At 71.7% G+C, this 24,840-nt stretch carries 26 protein-coding genes; 14 read left to right on the top strand and 12 right to left on the bottom strand.

Annotated features, from left to right (window positions below):
• Window positions 1–49: 49 nt before the first annotated feature.
• Window positions 50–964, bottom strand: coding sequence for a hypothetical protein (locus ACZ6C6_RS16495; protein WP_469203297.1), 915 nt, complete (start codon window positions 962–964; stop codon window positions 50–52).
• 79 nt (window positions 965–1,043) lie between these two features.
• On the opposite strand from ACZ6C6_RS16495, the gene ACZ6C6_RS16490 reads away from it, so the two are divergent.
• The 5 genes from ACZ6C6_RS16490 to recX all read left to right on the top strand — a co-directional run bounded on the left by ACZ6C6_RS16490 (window position 1,044) and on the right by recX (window position 5,438).
• Window positions 1,044–1,238 (top strand): DUF3046 domain-containing protein, encoded by a 195-nt coding sequence (locus ACZ6C6_RS16490; RefSeq protein WP_469203294.1) that lies wholly within the window; start codon window positions 1,044–1,046, stop codon window positions 1,236–1,238.
• A 171-nt stretch (window positions 1,239–1,409) separates the two neighbouring features.
• On the top strand, window positions 1,410–2,618 hold the full coding sequence (locus ACZ6C6_RS16485; protein WP_469203354.1) for an AI-2E family transporter: 1,209 nt from the start codon (window positions 1,410–1,412) through the stop codon (window positions 2,616–2,618).
• A 76-nt stretch (window positions 2,619–2,694) separates the two neighbouring features.
• Window positions 2,695–3,453: a hypothetical protein gene (locus tag ACZ6C6_RS16480; RefSeq protein WP_469203292.1), complete on the top strand. Its 759-nt coding sequence runs from the start codon at window positions 2,695–2,697 to the stop codon at window positions 3,451–3,453.
• A gap of 212 nt (window positions 3,454–3,665) precedes the next feature.
• Entirely contained in the window at window positions 3,666–4,793 is a 1,128-nt protein-coding gene (gene recA, locus ACZ6C6_RS16475; protein ID WP_469203290.1) for a recombinase RecA, read from the top strand.
• Between the two features lie 3 nt (window positions 4,794–4,796).
• Window positions 4,797–5,438 (top strand): recombination regulator RecX, encoded by a 642-nt coding sequence (gene recX / locus ACZ6C6_RS16470; RefSeq protein ID WP_469203288.1) that lies wholly within the window; start codon window positions 4,797–4,799, stop codon window positions 5,436–5,438.
• 11 nt (window positions 5,439–5,449) lie between these two features.
• On the opposite strand, the gene ACZ6C6_RS16465 is transcribed toward recX, so the two are convergent.
• Window positions 5,450–6,082, bottom strand: a complete 633-nt coding sequence (locus ACZ6C6_RS16465; protein ID WP_469203286.1) for a DUF6197 family protein — start codon at window positions 6,080–6,082, stop codon at window positions 5,450–5,452.
• Window positions 6,083–6,546: 464 nt separating this feature from the next.
• Between ACZ6C6_RS16465 and ACZ6C6_RS16460 the strand changes: the two genes are divergently transcribed.
• Window positions 6,547–7,143, top strand: coding sequence for an ArsR/SmtB family transcription factor (locus ACZ6C6_RS16460; protein WP_469203283.1), 597 nt, complete (start codon window positions 6,547–6,549; stop codon window positions 7,141–7,143).
• The gene (locus ACZ6C6_RS16455; protein WP_469203281.1) at window positions 7,140–9,695 is read left to right on the top strand and encodes an FtsX-like permease family protein; all 2,556 of its coding nucleotides are present in this window, start codon (window positions 7,140–7,142) and stop codon (window positions 9,693–9,695) included. Before ACZ6C6_RS16460 ends, ACZ6C6_RS16455 begins: the two co-directional genes overlap by 4 nt.
• 45 nt (window positions 9,696–9,740) lie before the next feature.
• Here the strand turns inward: ACZ6C6_RS16455 and ACZ6C6_RS16450 are convergent, their stop codons facing one another.
• From ACZ6C6_RS16450 to ACZ6C6_RS16415, 8 genes are all read right to left on the bottom strand, one after another.
• On the bottom strand, window positions 9,741–10,130 hold the full coding sequence (locus tag ACZ6C6_RS16450) for a rhodanese-like domain-containing protein (RefSeq protein ID WP_469203279.1): 390 nt from the start codon (window positions 10,128–10,130) through the stop codon (window positions 9,741–9,743).
• Complete coding sequence (locus ACZ6C6_RS16445; RefSeq protein ID WP_469203277.1) at window positions 10,127–10,642, bottom strand: cupin domain-containing protein; 516 nt, start codon at window positions 10,640–10,642, stop codon at window positions 10,127–10,129. Before ACZ6C6_RS16445 ends, ACZ6C6_RS16450 begins: the two co-directional genes overlap by 4 nt.
• A gap of 104 nt (window positions 10,643–10,746) precedes the next feature.
• Window positions 10,747–10,833 (bottom strand): putative leader peptide, encoded by an 87-nt coding sequence (locus tag ACZ6C6_RS16440; protein WP_311307652.1) that lies wholly within the window; start codon window positions 10,831–10,833, stop codon window positions 10,747–10,749.
• A gap of 32 nt (window positions 10,834–10,865) precedes the next feature.
• Window positions 10,866–12,482: an FAD-dependent monooxygenase gene (locus tag ACZ6C6_RS16435; protein WP_469203275.1), complete on the bottom strand. Its 1,617-nt coding sequence runs from the start codon at window positions 12,480–12,482 to the stop codon at window positions 10,866–10,868.
• Between the two features lie 221 nt (window positions 12,483–12,703).
• Window positions 12,704–13,615 carry an amino acid ABC transporter permease gene (locus tag ACZ6C6_RS16430; RefSeq protein WP_469203273.1) on the bottom strand — a complete coding sequence of 304 codons (912 nt, stop codon included), beginning with the start codon at window positions 13,613–13,615 and terminating at the stop codon, window positions 12,704–12,706.
• Window positions 13,612–14,280, bottom strand: coding sequence for an amino acid ABC transporter permease (locus tag ACZ6C6_RS16425; protein WP_469203271.1), 669 nt, complete (start codon window positions 14,278–14,280; stop codon window positions 13,612–13,614). The genes ACZ6C6_RS16430 and ACZ6C6_RS16425 overlap by 4 nt, the downstream gene beginning before the upstream one ends.
• A gap of 75 nt (window positions 14,281–14,355) precedes the next feature.
• Window positions 14,356–15,198 (bottom strand): glutamate ABC transporter substrate-binding protein, encoded by an 843-nt coding sequence (locus tag ACZ6C6_RS16420; RefSeq protein ID WP_469203269.1) that lies wholly within the window; start codon window positions 15,196–15,198, stop codon window positions 14,356–14,358.
• 69 nt (window positions 15,199–15,267) lie between these two features.
• Window positions 15,268–16,056, bottom strand: coding sequence for an amino acid ABC transporter ATP-binding protein (locus tag ACZ6C6_RS16415; protein WP_026171813.1), 789 nt, complete (start codon window positions 16,054–16,056; stop codon window positions 15,268–15,270).
• Between the two features lie 329 nt (window positions 16,057–16,385).
• Here ACZ6C6_RS16415 and ACZ6C6_RS16410 point away from each other — a divergent pair, with 329 nt between their 5' ends.
• Window positions 16,386–17,078, top strand: coding sequence for a response regulator transcription factor (locus ACZ6C6_RS16410; RefSeq protein WP_469203267.1), 693 nt, complete (start codon window positions 16,386–16,388; stop codon window positions 17,076–17,078).
• 15 nt (window positions 17,079–17,093) lie between these two features.
• Window positions 17,094–18,488, top strand: coding sequence for a sensor histidine kinase (locus ACZ6C6_RS16405; protein WP_469203265.1), 1,395 nt, complete (start codon window positions 17,094–17,096; stop codon window positions 18,486–18,488).
• 5 nt (window positions 18,489–18,493) lie between these two features.
• On the opposite strand, the gene ACZ6C6_RS16400 is transcribed toward ACZ6C6_RS16405, so the two are convergent.
• Window positions 18,494–19,492 (bottom strand): TAXI family TRAP transporter solute-binding subunit, encoded by a 999-nt coding sequence (locus ACZ6C6_RS16400; RefSeq protein WP_469203263.1) that lies wholly within the window; start codon window positions 19,490–19,492, stop codon window positions 18,494–18,496.
• A 99-nt stretch (window positions 19,493–19,591) separates the two neighbouring features.
• Here ACZ6C6_RS16400 and miaB point away from each other — a divergent pair, with 99 nt between their 5' ends.
• Together miaB and ACZ6C6_RS16390 are read left to right on the top strand one after the other, a co-directional pair.
• Window positions 19,592–21,112 carry a tRNA (N6-isopentenyl adenosine(37)-C2)-methylthiotransferase MiaB gene (gene miaB, locus ACZ6C6_RS16395; protein WP_469203261.1) on the top strand — a complete coding sequence of 507 codons (1,521 nt, stop codon included), beginning with the start codon at window positions 19,592–19,594 and terminating at the stop codon, window positions 21,110–21,112.
• Between the two features lie 90 nt (window positions 21,113–21,202).
• Window positions 21,203–21,916 carry a class III extradiol dioxygenase subunit B-like domain-containing protein gene (locus ACZ6C6_RS16390; RefSeq protein WP_469203259.1) on the top strand — a complete coding sequence of 238 codons (714 nt, stop codon included), beginning with the start codon at window positions 21,203–21,205 and terminating at the stop codon, window positions 21,914–21,916.
• Window positions 21,917–21,979: 63 nt separating this feature from the next.
• On the opposite strand, the gene ACZ6C6_RS16385 is transcribed toward ACZ6C6_RS16390, so the two are convergent.
• Window positions 21,980–22,225 carry an antitoxin gene (locus tag ACZ6C6_RS16385; RefSeq protein WP_365684581.1) on the bottom strand — a complete coding sequence of 82 codons (246 nt, stop codon included), beginning with the start codon at window positions 22,223–22,225 and terminating at the stop codon, window positions 21,980–21,982.
• 145 nt (window positions 22,226–22,370) lie between these two features.
• Between ACZ6C6_RS16385 and miaA the strand changes: the two genes are divergently transcribed.
• From miaA to dapF, 3 genes are all read left to right on the top strand, one after another.
• A complete protein-coding gene (miaA, locus tag ACZ6C6_RS16380) occupies window positions 22,371–23,309 on the top strand; it encodes a tRNA (adenosine(37)-N6)-dimethylallyltransferase MiaA (protein WP_469203256.1) in 939 nt (312 codons plus the stop codon).
• 104 nt (window positions 23,310–23,413) lie between these two features.
• The gene (locus ACZ6C6_RS16375; protein WP_469203352.1) at window positions 23,414–23,866 is read left to right on the top strand and encodes a hypothetical protein; all 453 of its coding nucleotides are present in this window, start codon (window positions 23,414–23,416) and stop codon (window positions 23,864–23,866) included.
• Window positions 23,867–23,961: 95 nt separating this feature from the next.
• Window positions 23,962–24,834: a diaminopimelate epimerase gene (dapF, locus tag ACZ6C6_RS16370; protein ID WP_469203254.1), complete on the top strand. Its 873-nt coding sequence runs from the start codon at window positions 23,962–23,964 to the stop codon at window positions 24,832–24,834.
• Window positions 24,835–24,840: the final 6 nt, after the last annotated feature.

Genomic DNA, 24,840 nt, shown 5'->3' with positions numbered 1-24,840 from the left:
CCTGGAGCGTGCCCCTTACCGGAGCGCCTGTCCCCGCCGTGCCGCCCCTTCACGTCAGGACGCGGCCATGCGCCCGCAGCGTTTCCAGCGCCCTGAGGGTGACCAGGGGGCGTCCCTCCAGTGCAGTCCCGGGTGCCCACTGCCGCCAGGTCACCGGCCAGCCGCCGTCCGGTTCCTGTGCGGCGGCGAGATGGTCCAGCGACCGCTCCATCTCGGTGTCGGAGAACCACCGCCGGGCGAGCGACGCGGGTGTACGGGCGTAGTCGTACGGGAAGTGCTGCTCGCCCGGTGCGTACCCGGGGGCCACCGGGTACTCGGCGCGCCGGTCCGGATCGAGTACGGCGAGCCGCTGGTCGCGCACCAGCCGCCCCAGCCGTTCGGCGGCGGCCTCCGCCCGTTGCCGGTCCGGCACCCCGTCGAGAAAGGCGACCGCCGCCTCGATCTCGTACGGATGCGACACCTCCAGGGTGTCCACGGCCGACCAGCAGAAGTCCGTCGCACGGAAGAGCCAGGCGTGCCAGACCTCGTTGCGATGCAGCAGCCCGACGACGGGCCCGGTGGCCAGCAGTTCGGCCGGCGGGTCGTCCACGATCGGGATGAAGGGGGCCGCCGGATAGTTGCGCTGGGAGGGCAGCAGCGCGGGCAGGGCGCCCTCCTTGGTGGACACCTCCGTCAGGTACCGGCAGATCCGCTCCACCCGCAGACCGCCGCACCGGCCGATGGAGTCGAGGACGCTGAGCGCGTGCGCGGTGTGCAGGGGCTGACTGACCGGGCCCCGCAGATCGGGTTCGAGTGCGTGGCCGTAACCTCCGTCCTCGTTGGCATACGCGGTGAGCGCTGTTTCCACCGCCTCCGCGCTTCCCTCCAGATACTGATGGGCGAACCGCCGCTGTTCGAGGACACGGGCCGTGAGCCAGATGAACCGCTCGGCACGGTCGAGGGGATTTGTTCCAGTTGCAGCCATGGACCGACCGTAGGGCTTCGGCCCCCCGAGCAGGGCCTATGCGGCCCGGCTGCACTCTCAGGAGCGGGATACTGAACGCATGCGGTTGACGATTTTCTGGGAACGGATGGCGGACCACTTCGGCGCGGCCTACGCGGACTCCTTCGCACGCGACCACGTGATGGCGGAGCTGGGCGGACGTACGGTCCATGAGGCGCTCGCGGCCGGCTGGGAGACGAAGGACGTCTGGCGCGCGGTCTGCGCGGCGATGGACATCCCCGCCGACAGGCGCTGACTCCGGGGCGGGAAGGCCGCCTTCCGGGGTGCGCGAGGGACTGTCACCCACATAGGCGAGACTTGCTCCGTGGCACCCACAGACGAGACCGCTCAGATCCAGCCGCCGCGCACGCCGCCCGTCCCACCGGCCGCGCCACCGGTCCCGCCGTCCGGCGGCGGGCCCGCCCGCATGCCCGCCTGGCTGCCGCGTGCCATGGTCCTCGCCCTCGCGCTCTACGCCTGCTTCCGGCTCGGCAGCTGGGCGTTCGACCAGCTCATCGGCCTGCTGATCAATGTGCTGATCGCCTTCTTCCTGGCGCTCGCCATCGAACCCGCCGTGAGCCGGATGTCCGCCCGCGGCATGCGCCGGGGTCTCGCCACCTTCCTGGTCTTCCTCGGTGTGATGATCGCGGGGGCCGGCTTCGTCTTCCTGCTCGGCTCGATGCTCGCGGGCCAGATCGTGGACATGGTGGAGGACTTCCCGGACTACCTCGACTCGGTGATCAACTGGGTCAACCAGACCTTCCACACGGAGCTCTCCCGCGTCGAGGTCCAGGACAGCCTGCTGCACTCCGACTGGCTGCAGAAGTACGTACAGAACAGCGCGACCGGCGTGCTCGACGTCTCGGCGACCGTCCTCGGAGGCCTCTTCCGCCTGCTGACGATCTTCCTGTTCTCCTTCTACTTCGCGGCGGACGGCCCCCGGCTGCGCCGCGGGCTGTGCTCCGTGCTGCCCCCGGCCCGCCAGGCCGAGGTGCTGCGGGCCTGGGAGATCGCCGTCGACAAGACCGGCGGCTACCTCTACTCGCGCGGCCTGATGGCGCTGATCTCCGGCATCGCGCACTACATCCTGCTCGCCGCCCTCGGCGTGCCGTACGCACCGGCGCTCGCGGTCTGGGTCGGGCTCGTCTCGCAGTTCATCCCCACGATCGGCACCTATCTCGCGGGCGCCCTGCCGATGCTGATCGCCTTCACCGTCGACCCGTGGTACGCGCTCTGGGTCCTCGGCTTCGTCGTGGTGTACCAGCAGTTCGAGAACTACATGCTCCAGCCCAAGCTCACCGCGAAGACGGTGGACATCCACCCCGCCGTGGCGTTCGGCTCGGTCATCGCGGGCACGGCACTCATGGGCGCCGTCGGCGCGCTGATCGCCATCCCGGCCGTGGCCACGCTGCAGGCGTTCCTCGGGGCGTACGTGAAGCGCTACGACGTCACGGACGACCCGCGCGTCCACGGCAGCCGCCCCGGCGTGCGCGGCGAGCCCTTGTGGACGCGCCTGAGACGGATGCGTACCGCTTTCGCGGGCGAGGACGGCCGGGATGTGGACGGGCGGCCGGACGGCGGCGAGCCGGAGGAACCGGAGCGGCCGGAGGGGCCTTCCGGGCCGGGCCCCACCTGAAGTGCTCCTCCCGCCGGAGCGGGCCGGGCGGCCCGTACGCTGAGGCGCGGGATGTCGTGCCGACCCTGGGGGGAACATGGAGTGGCTGTCCCTGGCATCGGCGGCCGTGGCCGTCTGCGGTGCGGCGGCGGCCGCGCTCTTCAGCTACTGGCAGCAGCGCCGCCTGCGGTCCCGGGAGCAGCGCGACTACATGGACCGGTACGGGGCTTCCCTGGCGTGGGCCGCGTTCGATCTGCAGAGGCGGCTGTTCAACATCCTGCAGGGCCATGACACCGATCAGGATCCCGCGCGCGGCGACGGTTTCCTGACGAGCTTCCTCACTCGGGGGACCCCGCGCGAGGCCGGCTTCGTCCGCCACAGCACGGTGTTCGTGCTGGCCGAGTACCTGGGCTGGGTGGAGATCCTGCGGCGTGACATCCAGTTCCTGGAGCTGGGCCGGAGCCGCGTCAACGCACAGGTCATGACGCAGATCTCCCGGATCGGTTCGAGCTTGTCCAGGATCGACACAGTGAGCAATGAACTCCGTCTGTTCCACGCCCAGCAGCGGGCCGTCGGCGAGCTCATGGTCCACCCCGACAGCGAGCCGGGCCGGCGCCGCTGCCTGGGCTACGCGGAGTTCTGCTCGAAGCTGGAACACGACCAGGAGTTCGCCGCGTGGTTCACCGATCTGCTGGCGGACGTGGACAGGCTGGCGGCCGACACCGCCCAGGCCGTCGGCCGCCTTACGGATCTCCAGGTCCAGCTGATCGCGCTGATCGATCTGCTGGACCCCGGAAGGGAACGCTTCCCCCAGTTCAGGCTGGCCTACAGCCCGCGCGCCCGGCCCCGGAGCTGACCGCTCCGCCCCTCCGGCCCATGCGTGCGGGGGCGGCGTGGTGCGCTTGACACTAAAATCGAACATCCATTCTCATGGGATTCCGGCCGGGTTTTCCCGGGCCCGACCGCGGAGTTTTCCACAGGCCGGGAGGACGTCGAGGCCCATTGTCAGTGGCAGGGGTTAGCGTCTTTGACGTGAAGCGATCGACTCAAGCAAATCGGGTGGAACCCATGGCAGGAACCGACCGCGAGAAGGCGCTGGACGCCGCACTCGCACAGATTGAACGGCAATTCGGCAAGGGCGCGGTGATGCGCCTCGGCGAGCGGCCGAACGAGCCCATCGAGGTGATTCCCACCGGGTCCACCGCGCTCGACGTCGCGCTGGGCGTCGGCGGTCTGCCGCGCGGCCGTGTGGTGGAGGTGTACGGACCGGAGTCCTCCGGTAAGACGACGCTGACGCTGCACGCCGTGGCGAACGCGCAGAAGCTCGGCGGCTCGGTGGCCTTCATCGACGCGGAGCACGCCCTCGACCCGGAGTACGCGAAGAAGCTCGGCGTCGACATCGACAACCTCATCCTGTCCCAGCCGGACAACGGTGAGCAGGCTCTTGAGATCGTGGACATGCTGGTCCGCTCGGGCGCCCTCGACCTCATCGTCATCGACTCCGTCGCGGCCCTGGTGCCGCGCGCGGAGATCGAGGGCGAGATGGGTGACTCGCACGTGGGTCTCCAGGCCCGCCTGATGAGCCAGGCGCTCCGGAAGATCACCAGCGCGCTCAACCAGTCCAAGACCACCGCGATCTTCATCAACCAGCTCCGCGAGAAGATCGGTGTGATGTTCGGCTCGCCGGAGACCACCACCGGGGGCCGGGCGCTCAAGTTCTACGCCTCGGTGCGTCTCGACATCCGCCGGATCGAGACGCTCAAGGACGGCACCGACGCGGTCGGCAATCGCACCCGCGTCAAGATCGTCAAGAACAAGGTCGCGCCGCCCTTCAAGCAGGCGGAGTTCGACATCCTCTACGGCCAGGGCATCAGCCGCGAGGGCGGCCTGATCGACATGGGCGTGGAGCACGGCTTCGTCCGCAAGGCCGGTGCCTGGTACACGTACGAGGGCGACCAGCTCGGCCAGGGCAAGGAGAACGCGCGCAACTTCCTCAAGGACAACCCCGACCTCGCCAACGAGATCGAGAAGAAGATCCTGGTGAAGCTGGGCGTCGGGGTCCGGCCCGAGGACGCCGCGGAGTCCGGTGCGGACGCGGCGGGCGCGGCGGCTCCGGCCGAGGCCGCGGCGAAGCCGGCGGCGACGGCGGCGGCCGGCAAGACCAAGCCGGCCAAGGCGGCCGCGGCCAAGAGCTGATCCGTGACGCGTCGTACTGAGTGGCCGGCCGGCGCCGTCGACCCCGGCGCGGCCTCCGGATCCGGTGAGGGAGCGGGACGGCGTTCCCGCTCCCGGTCCAGTGACAGCGGTTCCCCCTCCTCGTCGAGGGCCGAGAAGGGGGAACCGCGCGACCCGGTCGAGCAGGCCCGCAACATCTGCCTGCGCCTGCTCACCGGCACACCGCGCACCCGCAAGCAGCTCGCGGACGCTCTCCGCAAGCGGGAGATCCCGGACGAGGCGGCCGAAGAGGTGCTGTCCCGCTTCGAGGACGTCGGGCTGATCGATGACGCCGCCTTCGCCGACGCCTGGGTGGAGTCCCGGCACCACGGCCGAGGGCTCGCTCGCCGGGCGCTGGTCCGTGAGCTGCGGACCAAGGGGGTGGACGCCGCCGTGATCGATGAAGCCGTGGGGCAGCTCGACTCCGAGCAGGAGGAGGAGACGGCGCGCGAGCTCGTCGCCCGCAAGCTCCGGTCCACCCGGGGACTGGACCGCGACAAACGCCTGCGCCGCCTCGCGGGCATGCTCGCCCGCAAGGGATACGGCGAGGGGATGGCCCTGCGCGTGGTGCGCCGGGCGCTGGAGGAGGAGGGGGAGGACACGGAAGGGCTGGACGAGCCCTTCTGAGCCGTCTGCCACTACTGGCCGGCGCGGGCCGCGCGGCTGATGGTGGCGTCGACCAGCGCGAGGGCGTCCTCGGCAGTGCGCCCCGGGTAGCGGTTCCAGGGACCGATCAGCCCGGTCCAGCCCTGGGAGCGAAGCTCCGCGATGAGCCACGCCCCGGCGCGGTCGACCGTCTCCGCCGAGCCGTAGCCCAGACGGTGCGCGGTCAGCATGGCACCGCAGACGCAGCGGGCGCCCCGCATGTTGCGGAGCCGGTACGGGGTGTTCTGCCAGCCCCACTCGGTCAGGATCCGCCTGGCGTGGGCGAGATGGACGGACGGCCGCACATCGGGCTGCCCGACGCGCCGCCACGCGTGGAGACGGTCGGGCAGGATCGCACCGATGCGCCCGGGAAGCGGACGCTCGCCCGGTGCGGCGGGGGGAAGTGCCCGGACGCTGTCGGCGATCAGCCGTTCCACCGGTACGGAGAGCAGGGCGCGCCAGTCGTCAGCGGGGGCCGGCGCGGGCGGGGCGGTGCTCACGGGACCCGGGGAGGGCACCGGGGCGGTCAGGTCCCAGCCGGTGACGATCTGCCGCCAGGCGTCCGTGTCATGGAGGCGTGCGGCCTGGGCATCGAGTTCGTCGGGGGTGAGGGCGGTGGTCGGCATCGGTGCGTGCTCCCCGTCGTAGCGGCGTACCGGCGCCCTGACGGCGTTCCGGCAGACGGGCAGCCGGAGTGGCCGCACCCGCCGTGAGCCGAATGTCCGTCCCCCTCCCGGGCCGCTCCACCCGAGCGACGCCAAACGGGTGTGTCACGGGGGCATTCCGGTGGTGGCCCACGGACGGGCCCGCCCGCGTGGGGCGACGAGGAGTACCGCACCCGGGCCCGACGAAGCGCCGGTGCCCGCCCGGCGGCGCCCCGCTCCTCCCGGCCCCGCGCCCCGGCGAGCCGCACCGCCGCCGCCCCGCCGCGCGGAGCCGGTCCGGGTCTGGCGGTGAGGGCCCACCCCGATCTCCGCGAGGCCGCGCGCCCCCGCCCCCGGAGCCGTAAGCCCAGGGGGGACAACCCCCCTACGGAGACGCCGGGATGCTCCAGTGCACAGGTATCTGTGCACAGAGCAGTGTGTGACACATGCCAGAGAAGCCCGGTGGTACCGAGATCACGGAGTTGGCCGCCCTCAAAGCGCTTGCCCAGCCGCGGCGCCAGCAGATTCTTCAGCACCTCACCCTGCACGGCCCCGCGACCTCCGCGATCCTCGCCCGCGCGCTGGGGCTGAACACCGGGGCGACCAGCTATCACCTGCGTGAACTGGCCCGCTACGGGTTCGTGGCGGACACCGCGCCGCAGCAGCCGGACGGGCGCCGGGGCCGGTGGTGGCGGGCCGTTCCCGGGGACCGGCGCTTCCCGGCACCGTCCCGGCGGACGCCCGAACTGCGCCTCGTCATCGAGGAGCTGAACCGTCACGCGTACGCGGCCGACCTCGCCCTCTTCGAACGGCTCCAGCGCGAGAGCGCGGACGCGCCGGACGAGTGGGCGGACGCCTTCGCCTACTCGCGGGGCGCGCTGAGCCTCACCCTCCCCGAACTCCGCGCGTTCTTCGAGGAGTACATCGCCCTGATGAACCGCTACAGGCGCCCCGGCGCCGACACCGCACCTGGCGCGCGGACGGTCCACACCCGCCTGCTCGCCTTTCCGGACCTCGATCGATCAGAGACGGATGCCTCATGATGCTGCGCTATGCCCTGCGGACGATCCGGCACCGCAAGGCGGGATTCCTCGGGGCGTTCCTCGCCCTCATGTGTGCCGCCGCACTTGTCACCGCCTGCGGCACCCTGCTGGAGACCGGCCTGCGCGGCCGGATCGCGACCGAGCGGTACGCGGCTACCGCGCTGATCGTCTCGGCCGACCAGAACGTCCACCGCACGACCGTGAAGCACAAGGGCAACGGCAAGACGAAGATCAAGCACAAGGCGAAGCCCGTCGCCGAACGGGCCTGGCTTCCCGCCGCGACCGCTGACCGGCTGCGCCGGCTGCCGGGCGTCCGCGCGGTCGTCCCCGAACTCACCTTCCTCGCCCAGCCGCTGGGGCTCCCCGCCCGGGCAGCGGACGACGACGTCCCCTTCCACGGGCACGCCTGGTCGTCCGCCCCGCTGACCCCCTTCGCGCTCACCGCCGGCCGGGCCCCGGCGTCCGCCGACGACGTGGTGATCGACCGGACCCTCGCCGCACGCGCGGGCCTCGCGACCGGCGACCGGATCACCGTGCAGTCGACCCGCGCCCCGCGCACGTACCGGGTCAGCGGCATCGCCTCGCCCCGGGGGCGGGGCGAACTCCGGCAGCAGCGCTCGCTGTTCTTCTCCACCGCGGAGGCCCGACGGCTCGCGGACCGTGCGGGCCGGGTCAGCGCGATCGGCGTCCTGCCCGAGCCGGGCACGGACACCGGCACGCTGAAGGAGCGGGTCACCGCCGCACTCAAGGGCACCACCGCCCAGGTGGCGACGGGTGACGGACGCGGACCGGTCGAATTCCTCGACGCGGCGGGGGCCCGCGTCAAGCTGGTCTCGATGGGCGGGGCCATGGGCGGCACCTCGCTGCTGGTCGCGGTGCTCGTCGTCGTCGGGACGTTCGCCCTCTCCATCCAGCAGCGCCACCGCGAGCTGGCCCTGCTCCGTACCATCGCCGCCACCTCGCGGCAGGTCCGCAGGCTGCTCGGCCGGGAGGCCCTGGTCGTCGGGGCCCTCGCCGGAATCCTGGGCGCGCTCGCCGGACTGCCGCTCGCCGCCTGGCTGCACGGCCGGTTCACCGGCATGGGAGTGATCCCGCCGACGCTGGAACGTACGGCCGGAGTCCTCCCCGCACTGGCCGCCGTCGCGGTCACCCTGCTCGGTGCCTGGGCCGCCGCCCGGATCTCCGGCCGCCGGATCGCCGGTCTCCGTCCGGCCGAGGCCATGGCCGAGTCCGCGGTCGAGCGCGGCCGCCCGGCGCGGGGCCGCCTCCTCGCGGGGCTGCTCCTCCTCGCCGGCGGCGGTGCGCTGGTCGGTGTCCTGAGCGTGCTGCGCACCGAGGCCGCCTCGACCCCCGTGACCTTCCTGGCCGTAGTCGTGCTGGCCACGGCCCTCTCGCTGCTTGGGCCCCTCCTCGTACGGGCGGCTGCCTTCCTGCTGGCGGGCGTGCTCCGGCGGACCGGGCCGATGAGCGCGCTGGCCACCGCGAACGTCCGGGGAAACTCCACCCGGATGGCCTCCGTCGTCACCCCGCTCACCCTGCTCATCGGCATGACGTGCACCGTCCTCTTCCTCCAGCCGACCGTCGGCGACGCCGCGCGCGCCCAGGCCAGGGAGGGCATCCGCGCCACCTGGGTGCTCGGAGCGCAGGGGCCGGGCGTGCCGTCGGCGGCCACCGAGGCGGTCCGCGCGACGCCCGGGGTCACTGCCGCCACGGAGGTCGTACGGACCACCGTGCGCGTGGGTCTGGAGAAGTACGCCGCACAGGGCGTCACCGGTCCTGGGCTCACCCGCACCTGGGACCCCGGCGTGACGAGCGGTTCCCTCGCCGCGTTCGCCGCCAACGGGCGGACCGCCGCGATCAGCGAACTCGCCGCCGAGCGGCTCGGGCTGCACGTCGGCAGCGAACTCGCCCTGCACCTCGGGGACGGCACCCCCGCCACCCTCACCGTCGCCGCCGTCTACCGGCGGGGCCTCGGCTTCGGGGACCTCACCCTGCCGCACGAGCTGGTCGCACGGCACATGGACAACCCGCTCGCCGCGACGGTGCTGGTGGCCGGGGAGGCGTCCGGGGGCGAACTGACCGCCGCCGTGCGGAAGTTCCCCGGCGTCGAGGTCGTCACCCCGGCGGTGGCCGACCGACTCCAGGCCGACCGGGGGCAGGAGAACGCCGAGGTCAACCTCCTCGCCATGGGGCTGGTTCTCGCCTTCACGGCCATCGCCGTCGTCAACACGCTGGCCATGTCGGTGTCGGAACGGTTCAGGGAGTTCGCCCTCCTGCGCCTCGCGGGCGCCACACGCCGCCAGGTGCTGCGGATGCTCCGTACCGAGACGCTGTCGGTCCTGGTGATCTCCACGGCCCTCGGCACCGGTATCGCGCTCGCCGTACTGACCGCGTTCAGCATCGGCATGACGGGGAGCGCGGCGCCCGGTGTGCTGCCCCTGGTGTACGGGGCAGTGGTCGGCACCGCCGCGCTGCTGGCCCTGGCCGCGACGGCACTGCCCGGCCGGTTCGCGCTCCGGACCCGCCCGGTGGAGGTGGCCGCGGGCCGGTGACGAGGGGGGCATGAGGGGGCGGCCCGGGCGGGCCGCCCCCTCGTCTCACGTCTCGACCGGAAGGCCCGCCGCGCGCCACGCCTGGAAGCCGCCCACCAGGTCCGTTGCCCGGTACAGGCCGAGCCGGTGCAGCGAATCGGCCGCCAGGCTCGACGCGTAACCCTCGTTGCAGATCACCACCACCCGCAGACCGTGGTCCACCGCCTCCGGGACCCGGTGGCTTCCCCGCGGGTCCAGCCGCCATTCCAGTTCGTTGCGTTCGATGACCAGGGCCCCCGGGATGAGCCCGTCCCGCTCTCGCAGCTCCGCGTAGCGGATGTCCACGAGCAGGGCGCCCTCGGCGGCCGCCGCCCATGCTTCCTGCGGGCCGAGCCGTGCGTATCCGGCCCTGACGCGCTCCAGCAGCTCATCGATCCCGAGGGCCTCGTCGCTCAATTCCAGTCCTCCGGTCCCTCGGTCTGCTCCAGGCGGAGCACCGCGCCGGTGCGGCTGTAGCGGCGGATGCGCGGCAGCGGCGGGTAGTACGCGTGGACGGAGACGGCGTGCTCCGTGCCGGACTCGTTCAGCACCTCGTGGACGTGGTGGCGGCCGAAGGCCCTGCCCCGGCCGGGGGTCAGCTCCCGGGTGCGGTCGATGTCCTCGTTCAGTTCCAGGGTCTTCCAGCCGTCGGTGGGCAGCCGGGCCGCGAGCGAGTGCTCCCTGAGCGTGCCGGCCGCGGTGAGGAAGGCGCCGACCGAGTCGGCGTGGTCGTGCCAGCCGGTGCCGGTGCCCGGCGGCCAGCCGATCAGCCAGGCCTCGCTGCCACCGGGTCCGTCGAGCCGGATCCAGGTCCGGCCCTCCGGGTCGAGGGGGAGGGAGGCGACGAGCGCGGTGTCCGCGGCGGTGCGGCGGACGAAGTCGAGCAGTTCCGCGGCGGTCGGAGCCGGAGCGGATGTGCGTGTGGGCACGGGGGCAGGGGGGAAGGGAGAGGCAGACACGGAGACCGTCCTGAGAGTTCGCGAGGACGCCCCGCCGTACGGCACAGCGCACGGCGAAGGCAGGTGAGGGCGATTCAGCAGGACGGGCGACACACGCAGCCCGCGTAGCGGAGCAGGTCCATATGGACCCTCCGCCACAGGCGCACATCGGTGTCGGTCATGACCGGGAGTAGACCATGCGCGCCCGTGAGGGTCAATTGACGTCCGCGGTCCTGTCGGCACGCACCGACGTCCCGGCAGCGCCGCCGCGCGCCGCGTCCGCCGCCGCGAACAGCTCGGCCGGACGCACCCCGCCGAACGCCTGCACGAGATGCCCGTCCGGCCTGACCAGCAGGACCGTGTGCGCGGAGGCTCCCGGATAGCTCTCGGCCACCAGCAGTTCGGCCTTTACCGGCAGGGCCTCGACGGCCTCCGCCAGCCGGGGCATCACTCCGGCGCGCATCCAGTGGCGCCGGTCCCATACTCCGGTTCCGGGCGCCACCAGCACCACGAGCAACTGCCCCTGCCCCAGCCGCTCGCGCAGCCGCACCGGAGTGCCGTCGGGCGCCGTGACCCGAACATCGGCCACCGGCGCACCGGGGGGCGTGCCCACCGAGGCGTGCGCCTCGCTGCGCGCGGGCGCAAGGGGGGACAGGGCGTAGGAAGGGGGCGCACCGAGGGGGCCGCAGCCCAGATGCCCGTCCATCAGCAGGGCGTCATGCCCCCGTGCGCTCCCCGGTACGAGCGTCCGCAGACCTCCGCCGCCCCGCAGTATCGGCAGCGACTGGTCGGCGGCGCGCAGCCGTGCGGCGACGGCGGCCCGGCGTTCGGCCTGATAGCTGTCGAGGAGCGCGTCGGACGCCCCGTGGTGCCAGGCCAGGGCCAGCTTCCAGGCCAGGTTCTCCGCGTCCCGCAGCCCCTCGTCGAGCCCCTGGGTGCCGAGGGCACCGAGCAGATGGGCGGCGTCCCCGGCCAGGAAGGAACGCTTCACCCGCCACCGCCGGGCCAGCCGGTGGTGCAGCGTGTAGACCCCGGTGTCCAGCAGCTCGTACGGGGGAGTCTCGCCGCACCAGCCGGCGAGCGTGTCCCGGACCCGGGTGACGAGCGCGTCCGGCGTGACCAGTTCGCCGCGCGCGGGCAGGAGCCAGTCCAGCCGCCACACGTCGTCGGGCAGCGGGCGCGCCGTGACCTCGGCGCCGCCGGTGCGCCAGGGCGGCGACCGGTGCAGCACGGCCTCACCGGGCCGGGGCAGCTCGGCGCGCAGGGCGGCCACGGCGTGCCGTTCCACCGCCGTACGCCCGGGAAACCGGATGTCGAGGAGTTTGCGCACGGTGGACCGGGCCCCGTCGCAGCCGACCAGGTAACTCCCTCGCCACCAGGTCGATCCGGGCTCCCTCGTGTGCACGGTGACCCCCGCCGGGTCCTGCTCCAGAGTGTCGATCCGGCTGGGCCCTGCCGTCTGCACCAGCTCCTGTGCGGCCACCGCGTCCCGCAGGCCCCGTACGAGCGCGTGCTGCGGTACGTGCACGGGGGCGGCCGGCACCCCGCTGCCCGGGGCCGCGTCCTCGCCGAGCGGCAGCTCGCGCACCAGCTGCCTGCGCCGCACCGAACGCCAGCCGGACCAGCGCAGTCCCTCGTCCCGCAGCGCCTTGCAGCCCAGCCGCTCCAGGAAGGCCGCGGTGTCCTCGCGCAGCACGACCGTACGGGCGGGGCGTGTCTCGTCGTTGTCGGGGTCCTCGTCGAGCAGCACGGACGGCACGCCCTGCGCGGCGAGGGCCAGCGAGAGCGCCAGACCCACCGGCCCGGCACCGACGACGATCACCGGGTCCACGGCGCGTCCCCCGTCGGAAGTGCGGTGAAACCGAACGTCCCGGTGAAGCGGAACGGACGGTGCGCGGGCGTCGGAGGGGGTGCTGCGGCGTCGGGGACTCGGTGCGCGATCACAGAACGTATGCAACCTACTGCCGGTGCTTGCGTCAAGCGACGCCGGAACGCGGCGAGGGGCGGTGGCAGGTGTGCCACCGCCCCTCGCGGGCGTCGTACGACGAGCCGTCAGGCGGCGCTTCCATCGTCAGGCCTGAGCGACGGCGCACCGATCGTCTCCAGTTCGCCCCCCGGCCCGGTGCCCACGACCGCGCCCGTGCTCTTCTTGCCGCGCCGGAGCCACCGCTCCAGCCAGCTCGCGAAGGACGTCAGGACGAAGTTCAGGGCGAGATAGATCACCGCGATGATCGTGAAGCACGCGATGGTGTTCGACCCGTAGTTCGCGGACATCGGACGGACCGAGGCCAGCAGCTCCGGGTAGCTGAGCACCGCGCCGCCCAGGGCGGTGTCCTTCACGATCACCACGAGCTGGCTGACGATGGCCGGCAGCATGGCGGTGACCGCCTGCGGCAGCAGCACGAAGATCATCGTCTGGCCCTTGCGCATACCGATCGCCTTGGCCGCGTCCGTCTGCCCGCGGGGGAGCGTCAGGATGCCCGCTCGTACGATCTCGGCGAGTACCGAGGCGTTGTAGAGCACCAGGCCCGTCACCACGGCGTACAGCAGACGCGTGTCCGGTTCGAGGTCGGTGTACTCGGAGTATGCCGCGTTGGCGATGATCATCAGGAGCAGCACGGGGATGGCGCGGAAGAACTCCACGACCACGCCGCCCGGCGCGCGCACCCAGCGGTGGTCCGAAAGCCGCCCGATCCCGAACAGCGCGCCCAGCGGCAGCGCGATGAGCAGTGAGAAGAACGCTGCCTTGATCGTGTTCTGGAAGCCCGGCCAGATGTAGGTCTCCCAGGGCAGGGAGCTGGTGAAGAACGGCTTCCACTTGATCCAGTCGAGCTGGTGCTTCTCGGCGAGGCCGTCGTACACCCACCACACCACGGCCGCGGCGGCCAGCACGAAGAGGACGGTGTACAGGATGTTGCGCCGCTTGGCGCGGGGCCCCTGCGCGTCGTACAGGACGGAGCTCATCGCTTCACCGCCACCTTCTTGGCGACCCAGCCGAGGATGAGACCGGTCGGGAGGGTCAGGATGACGAATCCGAGGACGAACACACCGGAGATCAGCAGCAGCTGGGCCTCGTTCTCGATCATTTCCTTCATCAGGTACGAGGCCTCCGCGACGCCGATCGCCGCCGCGACGGTGGTGTTCTTCGTCAACGCGATGAGCACGTTGGACAGCGGATTGACCACCGAACGGAACGCCTGCGGGAGCACGATCAGCCGCAGCACCTGGCCGAAGCTGAGCCCGAGCGCCCGGGCCGCCTCCGCCTGGCCCACCGGCACCGTGTTGATGCCCGAACGCAGGGCCTCGCTCACGAACGACGCGGTGTAGACGACGAAGGCGAGCACCGCGAGCCGGAAGTTGATGACCTTGAAGTCGCCACCGCCTCCGAGCGTGATCTGAAGGGTCTGGAAGAGGCCCAGCGAGGCGAAGACGATGATCACGGTCAGCGGAATGTTCCGGACCACGTTCACGTAAACGGTCGCGAACCCGCGCATCAGGGGGACCGGGCTGACCCTCATGCCGGCCAGCAGCGTTCCCCATATGAGGGAGCCGAGGGCGGAGAACACGGTGAGCTTCACCGTGACCCAGAAGGCCCCCAACAGGTCATAACCATCAAGAAAGTCGAACACGATCTCCCGTGCTTCCGCGTGTAGGAGGGCGCGGCGCGCCGCCGTTCAGCGGCGGCGCGCCCGGTCAGCCCTGCTTCACTTGACGACGTTGCCGATCTTCGGAGCTTCCTCGTTCTTGTAGCCGGCGGGACCGAAGTTCGCGTCCACGGCCTTCTGCCACGAGCCGTCCGAGACCATCTTGGTCAGCGCGTCGTTGATCTTCTTCTTGAGGTCGGCGTCGCCCTTCTTCAGGCCGATGCCGTAGTTCTCGTTGGTCATCTTGAAGCCGGCCAGCTTGAACTTGCCCTTGTTGACGTCCTGCGAGGCGTAGCCGGCCAGGATGCTGTCGTCCGTGGTCAGCGCGTCGACGGCCTTGTTCTCCAGCCCGGTCAGGCACTCCGAGTAGCCGCCGTACTCCTGCAGCTGCGCCTTCGGGGCCAGCTTGTCCTTGACGTTCTGCGCCGAGGTCGAGCCGGTGACCGAGCAGAGCTTCTTGTTGTTCAGGTCCTCGGGCGACTTGATCGTGTTGTCGTCCGCGCGGACCAGGATGTCCTGGTGGGCCAGCAGGTACGGACCGGCGAAGTCGACCTTCTGCAGGCGCTCGTCGTTGATCGAGTACGAGGCGACGATGAACTTGACGTCACCGCGCGAGATCGCCGTCTCGCGGTCGGCGCTCTTCGTCTCCTTGAACTCGATGTTCTTGGCGTCGTAGCCGAGCTCCTTGGCGACGTACGTGGCGACGTCGACGTCGAAGCCGGTGTACTTGCCGTCCGGGGTCTTCAGGCCGATACCCGGCTGGTCGATCTTGATGCCGATGGTGATCTTCTTGCCGCCGCCCGAACCGGCCGAGTCGTCCTTGTCGTCGGAACCACAGGCGGTGGCGGTGAGGGCGAGGGCGAGCACGGCGGCCGAGGCGGCGGTGACCTTACGAAGCTGCATGGTGAAATTCCCTAGAGTTGACGCGAAGTGAGTGATCAGCGGATACGGGAGCCGGTACGGCGGGCTCCGTCAGTGGTGAAGGATCTTCGACAGGAAGTCCTTCGCCCGGTCACTGCGCGGGTTGCTGAAGAACTGGTCGGGCGTGGCCTCTTCGACGATCTTTCCGTCCGCCATGAAGACGACCCGGTTCGCCGCCGAGCGCGCGAAGCCCATCTCGTGGGTGACGACGACCATCGTCATTCCCTCGCGGGCGAGCTGCTGCATGACCTCAAGGACCTCGTTGATCATCTCCGGGTCGAGGGCCGAGGTCGGCTCGTCGAAGAGCATGACCTTCGGGTCCATCGCCAGGGCCCGGGCGATCGCGACGCGCTGCTGCTGACCGCCGGACAGCTGGGAGGGGTACTTGTCGGCCTGGGTTCCGACGCCCACCCGGTCGAGCAGCGAACGCGCCTTGTCCTCGGCCGCCTTCTTGTCCGTCTTGCGGACCTTCAGCTGGCCGAGCATCACGTTCTCGAGGACCGTCTTGTGGGCGAAGAGGTTGAACGACTGGAAGACCATGCCGACGTCGGCACGCAGCCGCGCCAGCTCCTTGCCCTCCGCGGGCAGCGGCTTCCCATCGATCGTGATCGCGCCCGAGTCGATCGTCTCCAAGCGGTTGATCGTGCGGCACAGCGTGGACTTACCGGACCCGGACGGCCCGATGACGACCACGACCTCGCCGCGGGCGATCGTCAGGTCGATGTCCTGGAGCACATGCAGCGCGCCGAAGTGCTTGTTGACGTTGCTCAGCACAACCAGATCGCCGGCGGGCGCGGGTGCAGCGTCCTCGGCGCCCTTGGTCACTGAAACTCCGCTCATCGGCTTCTTGCTCCGTCCTCCTCGGTTGGGAAGGACCCTAGTGACGCAGTGCTACGAACGTCATTACATCTGAGCGGAAATTGAGCATAACGATCCGGCGGCAACCGGACACTCCGCGTGAACGGGACGTCACGCCGGTCGTACCGGCCGTACCGGGTGCATAACGGAAACCCGGATACATCGGGCAGGCCCTTGACTGTCCACCCTCGATCGGCGTGGATTCCCTGGTACACCCCTACGTGAAACACCCCGGAACGGGGAAGTGACCGGGGGCGTACACGACCGTACGGACCGACCGCCGAGACACACGCCACTGCCAGAGGGGGGCCATGAGACTGCTGCTCGTCGAGGACGACAACCACGTCGCCGCCGCCCTGTCCGCGATCCTCGCCCGGCACGGCTTCCAGGTCGTCCACGCCCGCAGCGGCGACGAGGCCCTGCAGGCGCTCCTGCCCACCGACACCGAGCCCTTCGGCGTCGTCCTCCTCGACCTCGGCCTTCCCGACCAGGACGGCTACGAGGTGTGCGGGAAGATCCGCAAGCGCAGTTCCGTGCCGGTGATCATGGTCACCGCCCGGGCCGACGTACGCTCCCGCATCCACGGACTCAACCTCGGCGCCGACGACTACGTGACCAAGCCGTACGACACCGGCGAGCTGCTGGCCCGTATCCACGCCGTCAGCCGGCGGAACGCGAGCAGCGAGGACACCGTGTCCACGCCGGTCGCGGCTCTGCGCCTGGGACACGTCAGCATCGAGCTGCCCACCCGCCGGGTCAGCGTCGACGGGACGGAAGTGCAGCTCACCCGCAAGGAGTTCGACCTGCTCGCGCTGCTCGCCCAGCGGCCCGGTGTGGTCTTCCGCCGCGAACAGATCATCAGCGAGGTGTGGCGCACCAGCTGGGAGGGAACGGGCCGCACACTGGAGGTGCACGTCGCCTCGCTCCGTTCCAAGCTGCGGCTGCCCGCCCTGATCGAGACGGTGCGCGGGGTCGGCTACCGCCTCGTCTCCCCGCCCGCGTAAAGGCCTACGTCCCCGGTGCGTACCCGGCTGCTCCCGCTGCTCATCATCCTGATGGCGAGCGTCCTGCTCGCCCTCGGCTTCCCGCTCGCCGTCAGCGTGGCCGCCGCCGAACAGCAGCGCGTCGTGATCGACCGCATCGACGACACGGCACGCTTCGCCGCACTCGCCCAGTTCATCACCGAGCGCACCCGCGGATACGACGAACGGCGCCGTACCCTCCAGGCCGAGCTGGAGACGTACAACTCGGTGTACGGCATCCGCGCCGGTGTCTTCTACCGCGACGACTCCGCCATGGCGAAGGCCCCGGACGCGTGGCGGCTGCCCGTCGAGGGGGAGGGGCGCGCCGCCTTCAGCGAGGCGCTGCTCGGCCGCCGCAGCCACGACCCGCCCCAGGTCTGGCCCTGGCAGAACGGGCGCGTGGTCGTCGCCTCGCCCGTGGTGCGCGACGGAGACGTCATCGCCGTCGTCGTCATCGACTCGCCCACCGGCCAGATGCGCGGCGACACGATCCGCGGCTGGCTGCTGATCGCGGCGGGCGAGGCGGTCGCGATGCTGGTCGCCGTCGGCGCGGCGATCCGGCTCACGGGCTGGGTCCTGCTGCCCGTCAAGACCCTGGACGCCGCGGCCCACGACATCGCCAGCGGCCGGATGCGCTCCCGGGTCGCCGCATCGGGCGGGCCCCCGGAACTCAGGCGGCTGGCCCGCTCGTTCAACGAGATGGCCGACAACGTCGAGGACGTGCTGGAGCAGCAGCGCGCCTTCGTCGCCGACGCCTCCCACCAGTTGCGCAACCCGCTGGCCGCCCTGCTCCTGCGCATCGAACTGCTCGCCCTCGAACTGCCGGAGGGCAACGAGGAGATCGCCTCCGTGCGCACCGAGGGCCGCCGCCTCGGCCAGGTCCTCGACGACCTCCTCGACCTCGCGCTCGCCGAGCACGCCGAGAGCGACCTCCAGCTCACGGATATCGGTGCCCTCACCGCCGAACGCGTCGCGTCCTGGCGGCCGGTGGCCGAGGAGAAGGGCGTACGGCTCCGCGCCGACGGACCGCCCGCCGTCACGGCCTGGGCGGACCCCATCGCCCTGTCCAGCGCGCTCGACGCCATCATCGACAACGCCCTCAAATTCACGCCCGCCGACGAGGAGGTCCGCGTCACCGTCGCCTCCGGCGGCCAGGACGTCACGGTGGTCGTCGCGGACGGCGGTCCAGGCCTCACCGACCAGGAGCTGGAACGCGTCGGCGACCGCTTCTGGCGCAGCCCCCAGCACCAGAACGTCCGGGGCTCGGGCCTCGGCCTCTCCATCTCCCAGGCGCTCCTCGCGGCGGGCGGCGGCTCGCTCTCGTACGCGCGCAGGGAGCCGTACGGGCTCAGCGTGACGGTCTCCGTGCCGCGCCACGATCCCAAGGGCTGAAGGCCCTACGGCTTGACCGAGCGGTAGTAGCGCTTCGCCCCTTCGTGCAGCGGGAGCGGGTCGGTGTAGATGGCCGTGCGCAGGTCCACCAGTTGCGCCGCGTGCACCTCGCGCCCGATGCGGTCGCGGCTGTCGATCACGGTCCTTGTGAACGCCTCGGTCATCGCCGCGTCGGTGCGGTCCGTGGTGACCAGCACATTGGCGACCGCCACCGTGGGCACGGCCTGGCCCTGCTGCGCGTTGCGGTACGCGTCGGCGGGCATCACGGCCGACCGGTAGTAGCGGGTGGAACCGCCCGCCGCCTGGAGCTCCTTGATCAGCGGTTCCTCCAGCGGGACCAGCCGGATCGGGAACCGGTCCGACAGGTCGGTCACCGCGGTCGTGGGCAGCCCGCCCGACCAGAAGAACGCGTCGATCCGGCCCTCCTCCAGCAGCTTGGGCATCGTGTCGATGCCCACCGGCAGCGGCGTCACGTCGTTGACCGGGTCGAGACCGGCGGCCGTCATCAGCCGGTCCGCGACCAGCTTCACCCCGGAGCCCGACTGCCCCACGGCGACCCTGCGGCCGCGCAGATCCGCCACGCTGTCGATGTCCGAGTCCCGCTTCACGATCAGCTGTATGTAGTCGTCGTACAGCCGGACGCAGCCGCGCAGCCGTTCGTAGCCGGGCTTGCGGGCCCGCAGATAGGTGGCGACGGCGTCGGTGGTGGCGATGGTGAAGTCCGCATCGCCCGCCGCGACCCTGGCCAGGTTCTGCTGGGAGCCCTCGCTCGTCTGAAGATTTATCGACACATCGGGCAGGTCCTTGGCCAGGGCCCCCTTCAGCCGTTCCCCGTAGCGCTGGTAGACACCGCTGCGCACCCCCGTACTGAACGACAGGGAGCCGGTGGGCGCCGGGTCGCCGAGCGGGAGCAGCCACCAGAGCAGCAGCCCGAGCACGACTGCGAGGGCGGCGCCCGCCCGCAGGGCGCGACGCCGGCCGATTCGGGACAGGGCCTGGAGCATGCCGGGGATCCTGCCAGGTCGCTCCGGGCCGTGGCCAGGGGCGTCGTCGGATCGCCCGCCCGAGGCGGAGCGATCCCGGACACCACCTACCCTTGTCCCATGAGCAGCGGCAACCGGAGCGAAGCAGTGGACGTCAGAAAAAGCTATGAGGTGCGCACCTACGGGTGCCAGATGAACGTCCACGACTCCGAGCGCTTGTCGGGGCTCCTGGAGGACGCCGGCTACGTGCGCGCGCCCGAGGGCTCCGACGGCGACGCCGACGTCGTTGTCTTCAACACCTGCGCGGTCCGTGAGAACGCCGACAACAAGCTCTACGGCAACCTCGGCCGGCTCGCCCCGATGAAGACCAAGCGTCCCGGCATGCAGATCGCCGTCGGCGGCTGCCTCGCCCAGAAGGACCGGGACACCATCGTCCAGCGGGCGCCCTGGGTCGACGTCGTCTTCGGCACGCACAACATCGGCAAGCTCCCCGTACTGCTGGAGCGCGCCCGCGTCCAGGAGGAGGCGCAGGTCGAGATCGCCGAATCCCTGGAGGCCTTCCCCTCCACGCTGCCCACCCGCCGCGAGTCCGCGTACGCCGCCTGGGTCTCGATTTCCGTCGGCTGCAACAACACGTGCACGTTCTGCATCGTTCCGGCCCTGCGCGGCAAGGAGAAGGACCGCCGCACCGGCGACATCCTCGCCGAGATCGAGGCCCTGGTCGCCGAGGGCGTCTCCGAGATCACCCTGCTCGGCCAGAACGTCAACGCGTACGGCTCCGACATCGGCGACCGCGAGGCGTTCTCCAAGCTGCTGCGCGCCTGCGGGAAGATCGAGGGCCTGGAGCGCGTCCGCTTCACCTCGCCGCACCCGCGCGACTTCACGGACGACGTCATCGCCGCGATGGCCGATACGCCGAACGTCATGCCGCAGCTGCACATGCCGATGCAGTCCGGTTCGGACCGGGTCCTGAAGGCGATGCGCCGCTCCTACCGGCAGGAACGCTTCCTCGGGATCATCGAGAAGGTACGCGCCGCGATGCCCGACGCCGCGATCTCCACCGACATCATCGTCGGCTTCCCCGGCGAGACCGAGGAGGACTTCGAGCAGACGATGCACGCGGTCCGCGAGGCGCGCTTCGCGAACGCCTTCACCTTCCAGTACTCCAAGCGGCCCGGCACACCCGCCGCCGACATGGAGGGCCAGATCCCCAAGGAGGTCGTCCAGGAGCGCTACATGCGCCTGTCCGCCCTCCAGGAGGACATCTCCTGGGAGGAGAACAAGAAGCAGGTCGGCCGCACCCTGGAGGTCATGGTCGCCGAGGGCGAGGGCCGCAAGGACGGCGCCACCCACCGGCTGTCCGGCCGCGCCCCCGACAACCGCCTGGTCCACTTCACCAAGCCGGACGAGGACGTCCGCCCCGGTGACGTGGTGACCGTCGGGATCACCTACGCCGCCCCGCACCACCTGCTCGCCGAGGGCACCCCGGTCGCCGTGCGCCGGACCCGCTCCGGCGACGCCTGGGAGAAGCGGAACGCCGCCCCGGCCGACAAGCCGGCCGGCGTGATGCTGGGCCTGCCGGGCATCGGCGCCCCGGCGCCCCTGCCCGCGACGGCGGCCCCGGGCTGCGGCTGCGACTGAGGTACGGGGGCGGGGGCGCCCGGGCCGGAAGCGCCGCCCGCCCGGGCCGCTCCGTCGGCCCGGGGCAGGGACCGCAGTACGCTGCCGGTCATGCTTGTCGCCGCCGCTGTATGCCCCTGCCCGCCGCTGCTCGTCCCCGATGTCGCCGCCGGCGCCGCACCCGAGCTGGACGACGCCAGGACCGCGTGCACCGACGCCCTGGGCGTCCTCGCCGCCTCCCGGCCCGACCTCCTCGTGGTGATCGGCCCGGCCGGGCCCGCCGGGCGCGGCACCCACCCCGAGGGCGCCGTCGGCGGTTTCCGGGAATTCGGCGTCGACCTGGAGGTCCGGCTCGGCCGGGACCGGGGAACGCGCGACGCCCGCCCCCTCCCGCCCTCGCTCGCGGTGGGGGCCTGGCTCCTCGCCCGTACGGGATGGGCCCAGGCCCCCGTCGAGGGCCTGGGCGTGGGCGAGCCGCTGGAGACCGCGCGCTGCACGGAGACCGGGCGGGAGCTGGCCCGCCGGGCGGACCGGGTCGCGCTGCTGGTGATGGGCGACGGCAGCGCCTGCCGCACCGTGAAGGCCCCGGGCTATCTGGACGAGCGCGCGGCAGCGTTCGACGCGGAGGCCGCGCGGGCCCTGGGGGCCGCCGACGCGGAGGCGCTGACCGCTCTGGACGAGGCACTCGCGTACGAGCTCAAGGCCGCGGGGCGCGCCCCCTGGCAGGTGCTGGCGGGCGCGGCCGAGGGCGCCGGTCCGGCCGGCCGGCTGCTGTACGAGGGCGCGCCGTACGGCGTGGGCTACCTGGTCGCCACCTGGTCCTGACGGCCGGCGAACGCGTGGAGGGCCCTGCGGCGGGCATCGCCGCAGGGCCCTCCACGCGCGCTGTCAGGCCGCGGGCGGGGGCGGCGGCGGTGTGCCGCCGTCCTTGTTCGCCAGCTTGTCCACCGCGTCCTTGGCCTTCTGCCGGCCCGTCACGATCTTGTCGCTGTACTTGCCCTTGGTCTTCTCGTCCACCGTCCGGGCCGCCTTCTCAAGCCCCTGGTCGATCTTGTCCCCGTGCTGCTGCGCGAGGTCGCTGACCTTCTCCTTCGCCGGGGCCAGCTTCGCCTTCACACTGTCCATGAAGCCCATCGGGCACCTTCTCCGCTCGGAAACTGTGAGAAATAACCCATATGTACAACCACTGTACGGGGGAGACCGCACTGTCGCGTCACCTTCCCCGCCCGCGCTTCCCTCATTCGGGATACGCGGCGCAGGTTTGAGGGAGACTGAGCCGGTGACAAGCTCAGCTCCCACACCTCGGGTCATCACCGTCGTCGGTCCCACCGCAGCAGGAAAGTCCGACCTGGGCGTGTACCTCGCCCAGCGGCTCGGCGGCGAAGTGATCAACGCCGACTCCATGCAGTTGTACCGGGGGATGGACATCGGCACCGCCAAGCTGACGCTCGCCGAACGCGCCGACGTACCGCACCGGCTGCTGGACATCTGGGACGTCACCGAAACCGCCAGCGTCGCCGAGTACCAGCGCCTCGCCCGCGCCGAGATCGACCGGCTCCTCGCCGAGGGCCGCACCCCGATCCTGGTCGGCGGCTCCGGCCTGTACGTGAAGGGCGCGATCGACGCCCTGGAGTTCCCCGGAACGGACCCCGGCGTCCGGGCCGCGCTGGAGGCCGAGCTGGACCGGCACGGCTCCGGAGCACTGCACGCACGGCTCGCCGCGGCCGACCCCGAGGCGGGCCGCGCGATCCTGCCGAGCAACGGCCGCCGCATCGTCCGCGCCCTGGAGGTCATCGAGATCACCGGCAAGCCGTTCACCGCGAATCTCCCCGGCGACGACGCGGTCTACGACGCCGTCCAGATCGGCGTCGACGTGGACCGCCCCGAACTGGACGAGCGCATCGCCCTGCGCGTCGACCGCATGTGGGAGGCGGGTCTCGTGGACGAGGTGCGCGCCCTGGAGGCGCAGGGGCTGCGTGAGGGGCGTACCGCCTCGCGGGCCCTCGGCTACCAGCAGGTGCTGTCCGCCCTCGCCGGCGAGTGCACCGAGGACGAGGCGCGCGCCGAGACCGTGCGCGCCACCAAACGCTTCGCGCGCCGTCAGGACTCCTGGTTCCGCCGCGACCCGCGCGTCCAATGGCTCAGTGGTGCCGTAGAACACCGCGGGGAACTCCCCAGCCAGGCGCTGGCGTTGGTCGAACGAGCGGTTACAGCCTGATCACGTGATGGCATCGGGACGCTCCGCCCGTCATTTCGGCGACCGCGGCCGTGCCATCATCGAGCATCGATCGACTGGAGTCCGAGTTGGGAGGGCGCGTGGCGATGGAGGCCGGCCCTCGCGACACGGAACAAGACGCACCGGAACACGGCGCACCGGGCGCCGGGCATGAGGCGGACAGCCTCAGCCCGGACGGGCCCGACGAGCTCGACGTGACCCCCGAGGTCGAGGTCGAGCTGCGGCCCGCCCGCCGGCTGCGCATCTGGCAGCTCGCGCCCATCGTCACGCTCGCCGCGGTGGGCTCACTGATGTTCGCCTTCCCCCTGGCCTTCGAGTTCGGCGACGGCGGCGCGGTCGTCGCCATGCTGGGCCTCCTGATCAGCTGCTGCGCCGCCGGCTGGTCCATGATGGCCGCCCGCCGCGTCGGCTACGCCTGGCCCGGACTGCCCTCCAGAGGGTCGTCGCAGCGCCCGGACTGGCGCGTGATCGCGCTCTACGCCGGGGTCTGCGCCGTGCTCGTCGCACTCGCCGTCTGGCGCGTGGCGCGACTGCGCTGACCAGCCCGGAGTTCCGGAGCAGGCGAGCGCCCCGGGGCCCGGTCCGCGCAGCGGACCGTTTTCCGGCTGTCGGTGCCGCCTCGTACAGTTGTCCCGTGACCACCTCGCAGATCGCCTTCCTCAAGGGCCACGGCACCGAGAACGACTTCGTGATCGTTCCCGACCCGGACAACGCCCTCGACCTGCCCGCTTCCGTCGTCGCCCGGCTCTGCGACCGCCGTGCGGGCATCGGCGGCGACGGCCTGCTGCACGTCGTGCGCTCCGCCGGGCACCCGGAGGCCAAGGCGATGGCCGAGGACGCCGAGTGGTTCATGGACTACCGCAACTCCGACGGCTCGGTCGCCGAGATGTGCGGCAACGGCGTCCGGGTCTTCGCCCGCTACCTCCAGCGCGCCGGTCTGGTCGAGGCGGGCGACCTCGCGGTCGCCACCCGGGGCGGCGTGAAGAAGGTCCACCTCGCCAAGAACGGCGACGTCACCGTCTCCATGGGACGCGCCCTGCTCCCCGCCGACGGCGTCACCGTCACCGTCGGCGACCGGGTCTGGGACGCCCGCAACGTCAACATGGGCAACCCCCACGCGGTCGCCTTCGTGGACGACCTGGCCCACGCCGGTGATCTGCTCACCGAGCCGTCCTTCGCCCCGGCCGCCGTCTACCCCGAGGGCGTCAACATCGAGTTCGTCGTGGACCGGGGACCCCGCCACGTCGCCATGCGGGTCCATGAGCGCGGCTCCGGAGAGACCCGCTCCTGCGGCACCGGCGCCTGCGCGGTCGCCGTCGCGGCCGCCCGCCGGGACCAGGCCGACCCCGCGGGGACCGGCGAGCCCGTCACGTACACCGTCGACCTCCCCGGCGGCAGCCTCGCCATCACGGAGCACCCGGACGGCGGGATCGACATGACCGGACCGGCCGTCATCGTCGCCGAGGGCATGATCGATCCGGCCTGGCTCGAAACGCCGAACGACTGACCCTTC

The sequence above is a fragment of the Streptomyces sp. NPDC041814 genome (genome assembly GCF_055590565.1).
This window is presented reverse-complemented; position numbering and strand designations above follow the sequence as displayed.